Genomic DNA, 14,956 nt, shown 5'->3' with positions numbered 1-14,956 from the left:
TTTAGTGTTTTATCAATTATTTGAGCGTGTTAATTTCAGTTGACTTGAAGTACTGATTTCCACCTATTTCACTCGCGTAGTTATGCGAAGCGTTGACGATCAATTTATTGCCGCTGAGCGTTCCTTTTTCACAGGTCATCATACCCAGGAATCCGCACTTATATCCGCCATTAACAATCTGTTTGGCATTTAACGTCATGGTTCCGTCAGCGTGGATGAGTTCGCGATTGATAATATTGCCTTTTTTGTTGGTATCAATGGTCATGTCACCAAAAGATTGAATCAGCCATTCATTAAGGAAATCAGATTTAGTATTGATACTGACAGTTCCGCCAATGATTTCTCCGCTGTTTTGCATTCCACTATGAGTAAAGTTCATGACTGCCTTATCGCCACGAATCGTACCGCCTTTATTATTAAAACTATTACTCTCTGCTGTCAGTATATCTGTGACAAGGAGTTGGCTATCTCTATTAAATACCATGCTCCCTTTTGTTTGGATCGCAATATTACCACCTTTGATGGTCCCTGAGTTGCTTATCGCACCAGACGAAATCTCTCTGTCTTTGATAGACTGAATGGCGAGAGTTTCTGTTCCGTAGATGTTGCCTGTCACATTGAACGAGTCACCGCTAAAAGAGACAGTGGTATTTTTTGCGCGAGCAGAACCGCCGTTTTCGATATTTCCGAGAGCCCCTAACAATAATTGGTCGTCGGAAAGCAGATAGGAGCCGTATGATGTCTTCAAATTCCCGTTAGTGGTTACGCTTAACACCGTGTTGCTTCTTATAGTACCGTTATTCTCCAGATTCCCCGCGGAGTTAACCATCAGCTGCCTGGTGCCCGTAATAGCCCCATTGTTAGTCAGGGACTGTAAGCTGTTAATTATAGTCGTATTGGTTGTTGTTATACTCCCTGTATTTTTAAAGCTGCCGGCCGAAGTCATCTGCGTGAGCAGACCATTGCTGGTGATTGAGCCTTCGTTGACCAATGCTCCGCTGCTGGTCATCGACAGCATGCTGTTAGAAACAATGCTTCCTTTATTACGCACGCCCAAACCATAATCGTTACCCATCATACTGATGCTATTAGCTTTAATTCCGCCAAGATTACTAATGTCGATACTGTATTCAGGAAATAGCATCTGCATAACGCTTGGGGTTTTACCTGCGGAAGTCATCTTTTGTGTTGTGTTATCAAAGGTAAAACTTCCTGCGCCTAATGTAGCGTTGGCAGCGCTGAGCGTACCATTGATAGCAATAGTTTCCGCCAGCAGCAGGGCATAGTTGTTCGTGGCATCCATACAGTTCTTGCCGATAGTAATCTTGCCTTTACTGACGGTATAGGACCCGATCCCTCCGTTATCGTTAAGTTTCACCTGCCCGGTCGTTAATACTGCTGAATTGGTATTAATGAAGCTGCAGCCTGAGCAGGAGATACCGTTCGGGTTAGCGATAATAACATCGGCTTTTTGACCCGCGACTTCTATAAATCCGTTGAGGGAACTGGACTTATTTGAGGTCACTTCATTGAGAATAACGGATGCGCTGCCGTTGGTTAAATTATTATTCCTGGCAATATTGCCAAATTTGTCATGGGTAAGATCGTCGCCGCTGTTGTTCAAAATCATCCCGTTGCTGCCGACGTTAAAATCACGGTACATATTGTGAGATACGCCAGCCGCGTTAGGTTTTTCAATATCAACAACGGTTGTGCCTGATGAGTGCGTCCATGTGTTTGGGTCGGCATAGACAAACGATGAGCTAAGGGCTGCCGCGAGTGCGACATAAGTTAAATTAAATTTGAACATCATATTTATTCCTTTAATTAAGAGTGGTTAAGAAATTTAAGCCTTATGTTTTTTGTTATTTTTGAAGTTAATACCTCCATTGTAATGAGAAGCCCAGGTTAAGAGCATCGCTATGGAAACGAACGGGTTTGATTAAAGGGGTACTCATGAAAAAGTCATACTGCGTGGCGAGCAGCGAGCCACGAATACCGCTTACTGCGCCAGAAAGCGTTTTTCCCCTCTGGTTTTGCTCGTTTCCTGTTATACGACCTATATCTACACCAAAATAAAATTGGCGGTCAGGCGTCGGGATATCCCAGATAAAATCATTGCGCCAGTACCATCCCTGATTGCCGGACAGGCTGTTTTCCCCGTCGAACCCGCGCACGGTCCAGCGGCTGCCAATATTGAATTTATTATCCGAGGAGAGTGGGTCCGGGCTGAACTGCGCGCTCAATCGGGGCGCCCAGGTAAATGCGTCGCCAGCCGCGTCAAATTTCATCATCGCCTGCAGGTTCGCATGGACGATCCGCGACAGCGGGCTGTACATCCCGGCTTTCTCCTCCGGCGTTGCCGTTGAGCTGAGCCACGGCAGGCTGCGCTGGATGCCAATGCTGGCGTCGACGATTTTTTTATTAAAATAGCGCTGATGGTTGAGGGTAAGCTCCCATGATGGCGTTTGCTTGCGCATGACCTGCAGTTCGCTGCCGCCGAAGTAATAGTGCGAGGTGCTCTTGGCAATTCGCAGGTCGGCGGTGGTTTTTTGCTGGCGGGTATGGGAGAGCAGTCGGCTCAACGTGGCGCTGTAGTAACGATTCTTGCTCTTATAATCCATCGTTGACCAGTTGCCGTTGAACTGCTGGCGATACTGACTATATGCCCCGTAGGCGCTCAGTGACCAGTAGCCAAAGGGGATGGAGTAGTACAGGCTACCGTTGTGGTTGCCGTCATTGTGTTGGTTGAATTCAATATCGCCCCCGCCGGAAATATACAGAATGTCGTTAAGAGTGGTCAGATCATAGAGATAGAGGGCGCCACCGGCCTGATAGCGGCCGCTGGCTTTGCTGCCGGCGTCGTCAAGCCAGGCGCCAAGCTGCCATTTTTTCTCCAGGCTGCGGGCGATCTGAAGATCGCTTTCCCCCTCGCGCTGGCCAGGCAGCAGTTTCATATGCGCCGTAGAACCCGGCAGGCGCTGCAGATTGGCCATACCCTGCTCAAGGTCGCTTAAACGCAGGATAGCGCCGGGAGACAGGGGCAGTGAATTCCACAGACGGGTGATGTCTGATCCGCCGGCATAGTCGATAGCGCCCACTTTGCCATACTTCAGTGTCAGCCGGAGGATGCCTTGCTCCAGCGACTGGGAGGGAACATCAATCAGAGAGGTGATATAGCCTTGCACGATCAGTTCGTTTTGAAGCCTATACGCCAGCAGGCGTATACCCTCGCTACCCAGACAGCGGCCCTGTGCCTGCTGCGCGGTTTTCGCCAGTAATTTCCGGGTGAGCGCCTGGTTATCGGAATCGATGTCGACTTTATTGATTAATCTGCAATGTGCTTCCTCAGGAAAGTGGATACCCTGCGGCGCCCCGCGCTGTTGTGAGGACTGAAACTCCTGTTGCTGCGGGGTCAGCGCCTCCTGGCGAGCTTTATCCTGCTCGGTCTGATGAGCTGAGGTGGTCAATTGCGCAGCACTGACGGCAGAGGCGCCAGCCAGCGTTATAAACAGCAGCCCGGTGAGCGAGCGAGATCGAATTAACATGAAGCAATATCCATTTGTTTCATTGGTTCGGCGACGCATCAATACCATTACCTCTGGCAAAATGATTGATGGCCTTTATTTCGGCGCAGGCAAGGTCAGGCAAGGATATTATATTTAATTAATTCCATAATCATGCGACGAACCTGTTACGAGGCGTTATATGCTAGCGGTGGTGGAAATACCGGTCCACGAATTCATTAGTGATTTTTTTATGAATTGATCGATTTAATAAATAAGTTCAGCTTGTCTCGCTGAAGTTTATTTATTATGTAAATGATATTGGCGGTAATGGCGCGCACAAATAATATTGGCGAATAATATGGCGGGAAAGATAAACTGCGCATACCGGGTGGTATGCGCAGCGAATAACGATTAATGCAGAATTTTGGCGAGGAAATCTTTAGCGCGATCGGATTGTGGATTGGCGAAGAAGGCCTCTTTATCGGCATCTTCGACTATCTTTCCTTCATCCATAAAGATCACCCGGTTGGCCACCTTACGGGCGAAGCCCATTTCATGGGTCACTACCATCATGGTCATCCCTTCGTTGGCCAGTTCCACCATGACGTCCAGTACCTCGTTGATCATCTCCGGGTCGAGCGCTGAGGTGGGCTCATCAAACAGCATAGCGATCGGGTCCATACACAGGGCTCGGGCAATGGCCACGCGCTGCTGCTGGCCACCGGAGAGCTGCGCCGGATATTTTTCCGCGTGCGCCGCCAGGCCAACGCGCTCCAGCAGCTTGAGACCCTTCTTGCGCGACGACGCTTTGTCACGATTGAGAACCTTAACCTGCGCCAGCGTCAGGTTGTCGATAATCGACAGGTGCGGGAACAGTTCAAAATGCTGAAACACCATTCCGACGTGCGAGCGCAGTTTGGCAAGATTGGTCTTTTTATCGTTAACCACGGTGCCATCGACGATAATCTGCCCCTGCTGCACCGGCTCAAGGCCGTTTACGGTTTTAATCAGCGTGGATTTACCGGAGCCTGACGGCCCGCAGACCACCACGACTTCGCCTTTTTTCACTTCCGTGGAGCAATCGGTCAGCACCTGAAAGTGACCATACCATTTTGAAACGTTTTTCAGGGTAATCATTACACAGTCCTTTTCTTCAACCAGCTGACCAACAGCGAGGCGCTGAGGCTAATCACAAAATAGACGCCGCCCGCGAACAGGATCATTTCGACCTGGGTCCCGTCACGCTCGCCAATCGTGGAGGCGGTACGGAAGAAGTCGGCGAGGCTCAATACATACACCAGCGAGGTATCCTGGAACAGGACGATCCCCTGGGTTAACAGCAGCGGCACCATGGCGCGGAAGGCCTGCGGCAGGATCACCAGCCGCATCGACTGCCAGTGGGTCATTCCCAGCGCCAGCGCGGCGCTTGACTGGCCGCGGGAGATGCTCTGGATACCGGCGCGGATAATCTCTGAATAGTAGGCGGCCTCGAACATCGAAAAGGCCACCATCGCCGAGATCAGGCGAATATCCGTTTTCGGCGACAGTCCCAGCACGTTCTGCAGGAAGCCCGGGACAATCAGGTAGAACCACAGCAGAACCATCACCAGCGGGATAGAACGGAACACGTTAACGTAGGATTTAGCAAACCAGGCCAGCGGCAGAAAGCTGGACAGGCGCATGACCGCCAGCAGGGTGCCCCAGACGATGCCGACCACGATGGCGATCACCGTAATCTTCAGGGTGATCACCAGCCCTGCCAGCAGGTAGGGCATGGAGGGAACGATCGAACTCCAGTCAAAATCGTACATTATTTGCCTCCCATATTGCCAGGCAGGCGAACCTTACGCTCGACCACATACATAATCAGCATAATCACCGCGTTGATGAAAACATAGGCCAGGGTGATGGCGGTAAAAGACTCCCAGGCATGAGCGGAGTAGTCCAGCAGTTTGCCCGCCTGCGCGGCCATATCGGCCAGACCGATGGTGGAGGCGATGGCCGAGTTTTTCACCAGGTTCATCATCTCCGAGGTCATCGGCGGCACGATAACGCGATAGGCGTTCGGCAGCAGCACGTAGCGGTAGGTTTGCGGCAGGGTCAACCCCATCGCCAGACCGGCGTTCTTTTGCCCGCGCGGCAGCGACTGGATAGCGGCGCGTACCTGCTCGCAGACGCGAGCGGCGGTAAACAGCCCCAGGCACAGCATGGAGGAGACAAAGAACTGAATGTTTGGGTCCAGCTCCGATTTAAACCACATGCCGATATTTTCCGGCAGGAATTCCGGCACCACCAGGTACCAGGTAAAGAACTGCACGATCAGCGGCACGTTGCGAAACAGTTCGACATAGCAGGTGCCAATGCCCGAGAGGAAGCGATTGGGGACCGTGCGTAAAATGCCGAACAGCGAGCCGACGAGAAAAGCGATGATCCAGGCCGAGATGGAGAGGGCGACGGTGATCTGAAAACCGCTCCACAGCCAGCCCAGGTAGGTAGTGTTGCCGAAGGGGGCCTGTTGCAGGAATATCCCCCAGTTCCAGTCTATTGACATACATGACTCCTGGAAAAAAAAGGGTAGCCATTGCTACCCTCGAAGACGGTTGTCCAGCTTGTTTCGGTATTCGCGGCGGCTGGGGAACGACCAGCCGCCGTATAGTCTGTCCGTGCTGTGACAATCATCGGGAGGGCAGGATATCCCGCCCCTGGTTGTTATAATTAGTTCAGTGCTTTGTCATTAGGTGATTTGAACAGCGCTTTCATGTCGTTCGACAGCTCGAAGTTCAGGTTAAGATTTTTTGGCGGAATCGGGTTTTTGAACCATTTGTCGAACCACTTCGCCGCTTCGCCAGAGGTCTGGGCCTGGGCAACGGTTTCATCGACCAATGCCTTGAAGGTCGGATCGTCCTTACGCAGCATGCAGCCATAGGCTTCTTTCGACTGCGCGGTGCCGACGATTTCCCAGTTATCCGGTTTCTTCGCCTTGGCGCGTTCGCCGGCCAGCAAAGCGTCATCCATCATAAAGGCCACCGCGCGTCCGCTTTCCAGAGTACGGAAAGAGTCGCCATGATCTTTGGCGCTGATGATGCGCATATTCATTTTTTTCTCATCGTTCAGCTTATGCAGCAGGATCTCAGAGGTGGTCCCGGAGGTGACGACGACCGCTTTATCCTTCAGGTCCGGGAAATCTTTGATCGGGCCGCCTTTCTTCACCAGCAGACGGGTGCCGACGACGAAGATAGTATCGGAGAAGGCCGCCTGTTTCTGGCGCTCGAGGTTGTTGGTGGTAGAGCCGCACTCGAAATCAAAGGTGCCATTCTGCAGCAGCGGAATACGATTCTGCGAGGTGACCGGGATCAGTTTGACCTGCAGATCGGGTTTGTTCAGTTTTTTCTTGATGGCATCGACGATGGCGTTGGAGTAGTCCTGAGAGTAACCCACAACCTTCTGTTGGTTATCGTAGTAAGAGAAAGGGACGGAAGATTCGCGATGGCCGACAACGATAACGCCATTTTTCGCGATCTTATCCAGAGTGCTCTGGCCAGCCGCCGGGGCAGCATCTTCCGCCTGCGCCAGACCAGCGGTCATTCCCATTACCAGCATTGCCGTGGCCAGTTTACGTAATTGCATATCCAACTCCTTATCCGCAGCGTCACCGACGCTATTGATACCCATTGTGATTGTGTGTGTTGTTATTAGGGGCACGCATCCACGTGCCGCATTTGTATGTGTTTGTTAGCATTTAGTTTGGCTTAATGTAAATATTTTGCTGCTTTATTGTTTATTTTTGCGAAGCGCTCCGCACCAATGGGAGGCAAATATCTTCCATTGCACCAAAATAGCGCGACCACCGATCGTTTATGGTGCAACCCGGTTGCACTGGGCCGGAGGACGGCGCTACCCGATTAAATAAAGCAATGACTGTGCCAGGGTGGCAAATGACGGGAAGAAAAAAGCCGGCGACGGGCGTCGCCGGTAGAGAACTTATCGGCGACGCTGACGCAGGCTCATCAGCAGCGCACCGAAGCCGAGCAGCGCCGTCAGCGCCCACAGCGGCCAGTTGCCAGTGCGAGCGTAAGGGGTCATGCCGCTGGTGGGCGTCACGGTGGTGGTCAACACCTCACGGGTAAACTGCGGGATCATCTTCTGGATCTCGCCGCGCGGGCCGATCACGGCGGTAATGCCGTTGTTGGTACTGCGCAGCAGGGGGCGGGCCAGCTCCAGGGCGCGCATCCGCGCCATCTGGAAGTGTTGCCACGGGCCGATGGACTTGCCGAACCAGGCGTCGTTAGAGATGGTCAGCAGGAAGTCGGTATCCGGACGGAAGTTATCCCGCACCTGTTCCCCGAGGATGATCTCGTAGCAGATGGCCGCGGTCAGCTTCAGGTTATGCGCCATCAGCTGCGGCTGCACGTAGGGACCGCGGCTGAAGGAGGACATCGGCAGGTCGAAGAATGGCGCCAGCGGACGCAGAATCGACTCCAGCGGTACAAACTCGCCGAACGGCACCAGATGGTTCTTGTTGTAGCGGTTGGTCGAGTCGTAGCGGTACGGGTTATCTTTGCCGAGGGTAATGATGGTGTTGTAGGTGTCGTAGCGATTCTGCTTATTAAGACGCGCGTCGACGATGCCGGTGATCAGCGAGCTGTCTTTTGCGCGCAGCAGATCGTCCATCATGCTGAGGAACTGCTGCTGGTTGATCTCCAGATCCGGGATCGCCGATTCAGGCCAGATAATCAGCTGCGAGTGGCCGATATGCGGCTGGGTCAGCGCCAGGTAGGTTTTCAGGGTATTAACCAGCTGGTTCTCGTCCCACTTCATGGCCTGCGGGATATCGCCTTGCACCAGCGAGACCTGCGTCGCGCGCTCCGGCAGCAGCTGATACCACTGGATATAGCGCAGCGGGAACGGCAGGGCGAACAGCACCGCGGCGATCACCAGCGCCTTCCCGTTGCGCTGCACGAGGGCCAGAGCCAGCAGGCCGCTAACCATCATCAGCAGGAAGTTGATCGCCTCAACCCCCATCACCGGCGCCAGGCCTTTCAGCGGGCCGTCGATCTGGCTATAGCCGAACTGCAGCCACGGAAAGCCGGTCAGCACCCAACCGCGCAGGAACTCGGTGATCTGCCAGACGACGGGGGCGGCGATCGCCACCCGTAGCCAGCTGGTTTTGGGCCACAGCCGGGCGAGCAGGCCGGCAAACAGGCCGGTGTAGAGCGACAGATAGGCCGCCAGCAAAACGACGAGGAAGACGTTAACCGGACCCGGCATACCGCCAAACTGCGCGATACTGACATAAACCCAGTTGATTCCCGTGCCGAACAGGCCAAGTCCCCAGAAATAGCCGATGCCGGCGCTTTGCAGCGGGCGGCGGTTGAGGGTTAACGCCTGCAGACCGACCAGTGAAATAATCGCTGCGGGCCAGAAGTCGTAAGGTGAAAAAGCCAGCGTTCCGCTGGCTCCGAATAGCAGCGCCAGCAGCAGACGTACGCGCTGGCGTTCAAGAAGAGAGGCAAATACCATTTAGGCTAATCGTCCCGTAAATTAACGCCTGTTGCCACAGGCTATGCTGTTTGCCAGCCGGGGGAGGGGACAACCGAGTATCGCCACGGTCTGTCTCCCGGCTGGCCGTGACCTTCAGCGCCGCCGCTTACTCTTCCAGCTTCGGCTGGGGAGCATCATCCGGCAGCTTAACATGCACCTGAATGATACGACGACTATCTGCCATTGCTACCTTGAATTGGTAACCATCAATGTCGATAGATTCGCCGCGAGCTGGCAGGTGGCCAAAGGCCTGCATTACCAGCCCGCCAATGGTATCCACTTCTTCATCGCTGAAGTGCGTATCGAAGGCGTCGTTGAAGTCTTCGATGGAGGCCAGGGCGCGTACCGTCCAGGTATGGCGGCTCAGCTGGCGGAAATCGATATCTTCTTCTTCGTCGTACTCGTCTTCAATTTCCCCGACGATGAGCTCAAGGATATCCTCGATGGTCACCAGACCGGAGACGCCGCCGAATTCGTCAATAACGATCGCCATATGGTAGCGCTGTGAGCGAAACTCTTTCAGCATGCGGTCGACCCGCTTGCTTTCCGGAACGACAACCGCCGGCCGTAACACTTTTTCCATGCTGAAGGCTTCGGCGTCGCTGCGCATAAACGGCAGCAGATCCTTGGCCATCAGAATCCCTTCGATGTGATCTTTATCTTCACTGATGACCGGGAAGCGCGAGTGAGCGGATTCGATGATGACATCGAGGCACTCGTCCAGCGTCTGATTGCGTTTCAGGGTAATCATTTGTGAACGGGGGATCATAATGTCGCGGACCCGCTGGTCGGCGATATCCATTACCCCTTCGAGCATGTCACGAGTATCTTCATCGATAAGGTCGTTCTGCCCGGAATCACGGATCAGCGCCAGCAGTTCATCGCGGTTTTTCGGTTCCCCGTGAAAGAGCTGGCTGAGTAACAGGGAGAAAAATCCCTTTTTGCTGTTTACTGTGTCACTACTGTGTGAATTGTCGTCGCTCATGGCGTCGTTTGGGTTCTCATGTTGATTTAATGTCGCTCGTCGCGCGTAAACTCAGCGCCGGACGGCATGGGTTGCCTGACGTTCAGGCGGGTAAAATGCATGAACAGCGGCCGGATGAGGCGCAAGCGCCACGATCCGGCAGGGGGCTATTCAGCAATCTTCTCGGAAATGTACGGGTCCTCATAGCCCAGAGCAAGCATTATCTCTGTTTCGAGGCCTTCCATCTCTTCCGCTTCGTCATCTTCGATGTGATCGTAGCCCAGCAGATGCAGGCTGCCGTGCACCACCATATGCGCCCAGTGCGCCTCCAGCGGTTTACCTTGCTCGCTGGCTTCCTGCTCCACCACCTGACGGCAAATGATCAGATCGCCGAGCAGCGGCATTTCAATCCCCGGCGGCGCTTCAAACGGGAAAGAGAGGACGTTGGTCGGCTTATCCTTGCCGCGATAGGTCAGGTTCAGCTCATGGCTTTCTGCAACGTCGACCAGACGAATCGTTAACTCTGACTCCTCCTGAAACGGCGGAATGACGGCGTCGACCCAGCGTTGAAAAAGGGCTTCGTCCGGCAGGCCGCTGGTCTCTTCGCAGGCCAGTTGTAAATCGAGGATCACCTGACTCATTTTTGCTCCTGTTCCTGGGCTTCGCGTTTGCGCTCGGCGGCCAGTTCTGCTTTACGTTTTTGGTCTGCGGCTTCCCATGCCTCATAGGCGTTCACGATGCGGGCGACCACCGGATGGCGGACCACGTCTTCGCTATGGAAGAAGTTAAAGCTGATCTCATCGACTTCCGCCAGCACTTCGATGGCGTGGCGCAGACCGGATTTGGTGCTGCGCGGCAGGTCAATCTGCGTGATATCGCCGGTGATCACCGCCTTGGAGTTAAAGCCGATGCGGGTCAGGAACATTTTCATCTGCTCGATGGTGGTGTTCTGGCTTTCATCAAGAATGATAAAGGCGTCATTCAGCGTCCGTCCGCGCATATAGGCCAGCGGGGCCACTTCGATGACGTTACGCTCAATCAGCTTTTCCACCTTCTCAAAGCCGAGCATCTCGAACAGCGCGTCGTACAGCGGGCGCAGATACGGGTCGACCTTCTGGCTCAGATCGCCGGGCAGGAAGCCGAGCTTTTCACCCGCTTCGACGGCCGGACGGGTCAGCAGAATGCGGCGGATCTCCTGACGCTCCAGCGCATCAACCGCCGCCGCCACCGCCAGATAGGTTTTCCCGGTACCCGCCGGACCCACGCCGAAGGTGATGTCGTGATCGAGGATATTGGCGATGTACTGCGCCTGGTTCGGCGTACGCGGTTTGATCACCCCGCGCTTGGTCTTGATATTGACGGCTTTTCCGTACTCCGGCACGCTCTCGGCGCTTTGCTCAAGCACGCGCGCCTCTTTGATCGCCAGATGGATCTGCTCTGGTTCAATATCCTGAATCTGACCGCGCATCGGCGCCGTGTCGACATACAGGCTGCGCAGAATATCGGCGGCGGCGTGTACGCAAAGGGCGCGTCCGGTCAGCTTAAAGTGATTGTCACGGCGGTTGATCTCAATGCCTAACCGACGCTCCAGCTGTTTGATGTTGTCGTCAAACGGACCGCACAGGGCTAACAGGCGTGCGTTATCCGCTGGCTCCAGGGTAATTTCACGAGTGTCTATGTTCAAACTGTTCCTCTTTACGCAGGTGGCCGGACGCGGCGCGTGGCCGGCTAATCAGGAAATTATTTACGTCACAGGAAAATGGCGCAAGCATTGCTGTAGATATAGGGACGGAGAGAGGAATTACAAGGCCTGCCGGAACCGACAGGCCTGAAGGGATCACGGCTGATAGATACCCACGCCAAGATCGTTCTCTTTACGGGTGCGGGCAATCACTGATTCGGGTGATTCAGCGATACGCAGACCCATCTCCGCTTCGGTGCGCACGATTTTGCCGCGCAGCGAGTTGGTGTAAACATCGACGATTTCGACATCGACAAACTTGCCGACGAGGTCCGGGGTGCCTTCGAAATTGACCACCCGGTTGTTCTCCGTACGCCCGGAGAGCTCCATGATGTTCTTGCGCGACGTGCCTTCCACCAGGATGCGCTGTACCGTGCCGAGCATGCGACGGCTCCAGGCCATCGCCTGCTGGTTGATGCGCTCCTGCAGAATATACAGACGCTGTTTCTTGTCTGCATCCGGCACGTCGTCGACCATATCGGCCGCCGGGGTGCCCGGACGGGCGGAGAAGATAAAGCTGTAGCTCATATCGAAATTGACGTCGGCGATAAGCTTCATCGTCTTTTCGAAATCTTCCGTGGTTTCGCCGGGGAAGCCGACGATAAAGTCTGAGCTTATCTGAATATCCGGACGCGCTTCACGCAGCTTACGAATAATCGCTTTATACTCCAGCGCGGTATGGGTCCGTCCCATCAGGTTCAGCACGCGGTCGGAACCGCTCTGCACCGGCAAGTGCAGGAAGCTCACCAGCTCCGGCGTATCGCGATAGACGTCGATGATGTCGTCGGTAAATTCGATCGGATGGCTGGTGGTGAAGCGAATGCGGTCGATGCCGTCGATAGCGGCCACCAGGCGCAGCAGATCGGCAAAGCTGCCGGTGGTGCCGTCGTAGTTCTCACCGCGCCAGGCGTTCACGTTCTGGCCCAGCAGGTTGACTTCACGCACGCCCTGCGCCGCCAGTTGGGCGATTTCAAACAGGATATCGTCGCACGGGCGGCTGACTTCTTCACCGCGGGTGTAGGGCACCACGCAGTAGGTGCAGTATTTGTTGCAGCCTTCCATAATCGAGACAAAGGCGGTCGGGCCTTCGGCGCGCGGTTCTGGCAGGCGATCGAATTTTTCAATTTCCGGGAAGCTGATATCAACCACCGGGCTGCGGTTGCCGCGCACAGAGTTAATCATCTCCGGCAGGCGGTGCAGGGTTTGCGGCCCGAAAATAATATCGACATAGTGCGCGCGCTGACGAATATGGTCGCCTTCCTGGGAGGCCACGCAGCCGCCAACGCCAATAATCAGGTCCGGGTTCTTCTCTTTCAGCAGCTTCCAGCGTCCAAGCTGATGGAAAACTTTTTCCTGGGCCTTCTCACGAATTGAGCAGGTATTGAGCAACAGCACATCTGCTTCTTCCGCCACTTCGGTCAGTTGATACCCATGTGTCGCATCCAGCAGATCGGCCATCTTTGATGAATCATACTCGTTCATCTGACAGCCCCAGGTTTTAATATGGAGTTTTTTTGTCATTGACTTGCTCATGCTCAGTAATAGATATCCAAAACGCGGGGATATATACAGGGTGAATTTCGCATTCCAGGGCGCGTATTGTAATGCTTTGGTCGCCCCCTGACCAGTGCGAGCGTTATCACCGCAAGAGGGCGAAAAATCCGGTAAACTTAACGGATTCTGCTTTAAGGATAATAGCCATGACAATTCACGCAACAGATGTCGCCATCGTGGGCGGCGGCATGGTCGGCGGCGCCCTGGCGTTAGGGCTGGCGCAACAGGGATTTACCGTGACGGTGCTTGAGAAAACGGCGCCCCCGGCTTTCGATCCGGCATCCGCCCCGGATGTGCGGATCTCGGCGATCAGCGCGGCCTCGGTCGGCCTGCTGAAAAGCCTTGACGTCTGGGATGCCGTGCGGGCGATGCGCGTCCACGCTTACCGTCGTCTGGAGACCTGGGAGTGGGAGAGCGCGCACGTCGCCTTTGACGCCGCAGAGCTCAAGCTCCCAGAGCTGGGCTATATGGTTGAGAACAAGGTCCTGCAGTGGGGCCTGTGGCAAGCGCTGGCGGCGCACGAAGGGATTACCCTCCGCGTTGGCGGCGAACTGGAGGCGATGCAGCGCGGCGAGGCGCAGACGGCGCTGCGTTTACGCGAGGGGGAGACGATCCACGCCCGGCTGGTTATCGGCGCCGACGGCGCCAGCTCTCAGGTGCGGGAGATGGCCGGCATCGGCGTGCATGCCTGGCAATATCAGCAGTCCTGTATGCTCATCAGCGTCCAATGCGCCGACGATCCCGGCGACAGCACCTGGCAGCAGTTTACCCCCAGCGGACCGCGCGCCTTCCTGCCGCTGTTCGACAACTGGGCCTCGCTGGTGTGGTATGACGCCCCGGCGCGGATCCGTCAGCTACAGGGCATGTCCATGCCCCAGCTTCAGCAGGAGATCGCCCGCCATTTCCCGGCGCGTCTCGGACGGGTGACGCCGCAGGCGGCCGGCGCCTTCCCGCTCACCCGGCGTCATGCGCTGCAGTATGTTCAGCCCGGTCTGGCGCTGGTGGGCGATGCGGCGCACACCATTCATCCACTGGCGGGGCAGGGGGTTAACCTTGGCTATCGCGATGTCGACGCCCTGCTGGAGATCCTGGCGCAAGCGCGCGGCCGAGGCGAAGAGTGGGCCAGCCTGCCGGTGCTCAAGCGCTACCAGGCGCGGCGGCGGGCGGATAATTTTATTATGCAGTCGGGGATGGATCTGTTTTACGCCGGATTCAGCAATGACCTGGCGCCGGTGCGGATGCTGCGTAATATTGGCCTGATGGCGGCCGAACGCGCCGGGGTGCTGAAGCGTCAGGCGCTGAAGTATGCGTTAGGCTTGTAACTCCGGCTTCCCGGGCGGGGGCGTAGTGGAAAGCGCCTGCCCGGCAGTCAGTGACGCGCCAGGATGGCTATACGCCAATAGCAAAAAAGCCCACCGAGGTGGGCTTTTTTGCATTTAAGTGGCTGGGGTACGAGGATTCGAACCTCGGAATGCCGGAATCAGAATCCGGTGCCTTACCGCTTGGCGATACCCCAATTGTCTGTTGCGCCTGACCGACACTATCCCGGTTTAAGAGCAACAGTGCGTTCATTGCTGAACGACTTTTTAATTTGGCTGGGGTACGAGGATTCGAACCTCGGAATGCCGGAATCAGAATCCGGTGCCT

Annotated in this window: 12 protein-coding genes and 1 tRNA gene; 1 reads left to right on the top strand and 12 read right to left on the bottom strand. The window is 55.2% G+C overall.

Going from position 1 to position 14,956, the window contains the following annotated elements:
* Positions 1–16: 16 nt before the first annotated feature.
* From ABLV64_RS16710 to miaB, 11 genes are all read right to left on the bottom strand, one after another.
* Positions 17–1,810, bottom strand: a complete 1,794-nt coding sequence (locus tag ABLV64_RS16710; protein ID WP_348843410.1) for a filamentous hemagglutinin N-terminal domain-containing protein — start codon at positions 1,808–1,810, stop codon at positions 17–19.
* A gap of 67 nt (positions 1,811–1,877) precedes the next feature.
* Complete coding sequence (locus tag ABLV64_RS16705) at positions 1,878–3,548, bottom strand: ShlB/FhaC/HecB family hemolysin secretion/activation protein (RefSeq protein WP_065904983.1); 1,671 nt, start codon at positions 3,546–3,548, stop codon at positions 1,878–1,880.
* A 372-nt stretch (positions 3,549–3,920) separates the two neighbouring features.
* Positions 3,921–4,646, bottom strand: coding sequence for an amino acid ABC transporter ATP-binding protein (locus ABLV64_RS16700; protein ID WP_004885898.1), 726 nt, complete (start codon positions 4,644–4,646; stop codon positions 3,921–3,923).
* The gene (gltK, locus tag ABLV64_RS16695) at positions 4,646–5,320 is read right to left on the bottom strand and encodes a glutamate/aspartate ABC transporter permease GltK (RefSeq protein WP_002894707.1); all 675 of its coding nucleotides are present in this window, start codon (positions 5,318–5,320) and stop codon (positions 4,646–4,648) included. Before gltK ends, ABLV64_RS16700 begins: the two co-directional genes overlap by 1 nt.
* Positions 5,320–6,060 (bottom strand): amino acid ABC transporter permease, encoded by a 741-nt coding sequence (locus ABLV64_RS16690; RefSeq protein WP_002894709.1) that lies wholly within the window; start codon positions 6,058–6,060, stop codon positions 5,320–5,322. The genes gltK and ABLV64_RS16690 overlap by 1 nt, the downstream gene beginning before the upstream one ends.
* Positions 6,061–6,224: 164 nt before the next feature.
* Entirely contained in the window at positions 6,225–7,136 is a 912-nt protein-coding gene (locus ABLV64_RS16685; protein ID WP_348843409.1) for an amino acid ABC transporter substrate-binding protein, read from the bottom strand.
* Positions 7,137–7,490: 354 nt separating this feature from the next.
* Positions 7,491–9,029, bottom strand: coding sequence for an apolipoprotein N-acyltransferase (lnt, locus tag ABLV64_RS16680; RefSeq protein ID WP_065904981.1), 1,539 nt, complete (start codon positions 9,027–9,029; stop codon positions 7,491–7,493).
* A 127-nt stretch (positions 9,030–9,156) separates the two neighbouring features.
* On the bottom strand, positions 9,157–10,035 hold the full coding sequence (corC, locus tag ABLV64_RS16675; protein WP_004197606.1) for a CNNM family magnesium/cobalt transport protein CorC: 879 nt from the start codon (positions 10,033–10,035) through the stop codon (positions 9,157–9,159).
* Positions 10,036–10,181: 146 nt separating this feature from the next.
* Positions 10,182–10,655, bottom strand: a complete 474-nt coding sequence (gene ybeY / locus ABLV64_RS16670) for an rRNA maturation RNase YbeY (protein ID WP_002894722.1) — start codon at positions 10,653–10,655, stop codon at positions 10,182–10,184.
* On the bottom strand, positions 10,652–11,698 hold the full coding sequence (locus ABLV64_RS16665) for a PhoH family protein (protein WP_004176871.1): 1,047 nt from the start codon (positions 11,696–11,698) through the stop codon (positions 10,652–10,654). The genes ybeY and ABLV64_RS16665 overlap by 4 nt, the downstream gene beginning before the upstream one ends.
* Positions 11,699–11,851: 153 nt before the next feature.
* Entirely contained in the window at positions 11,852–13,276 is a 1,425-nt protein-coding gene (gene miaB / locus ABLV64_RS16660; protein ID WP_004885906.1) for a tRNA (N6-isopentenyl adenosine(37)-C2)-methylthiotransferase MiaB, read from the bottom strand.
* A 179-nt stretch (positions 13,277–13,455) separates the two neighbouring features.
* Between miaB and ubiF the strand changes: the two genes are divergently transcribed.
* The gene (ubiF, locus tag ABLV64_RS16655; protein WP_217325039.1) at positions 13,456–14,631 is read left to right on the top strand and encodes a 3-demethoxyubiquinol 3-hydroxylase; all 1,176 of its coding nucleotides are present in this window, start codon (positions 13,456–13,458) and stop codon (positions 14,629–14,631) included.
* Between the two features lie 119 nt (positions 14,632–14,750).
* On the opposite strand, the gene ABLV64_RS16650 is transcribed toward ubiF, so the two are convergent.
* A tRNA-Gln gene (locus ABLV64_RS16650) sits at positions 14,751–14,825 on the bottom strand.
* Positions 14,826–14,956: the final 131 nt, after the last annotated feature.

Source organism: Klebsiella sp. JB_Kp031, from assembly GCF_040064295.1.
In the GTDB taxonomy this organism is placed as follows: domain Bacteria; phylum Pseudomonadota; class Gammaproteobacteria; order Enterobacterales; family Enterobacteriaceae; genus Klebsiella; species Klebsiella quasipneumoniae.
This window is presented reverse-complemented; position numbering and strand designations above follow the sequence as displayed.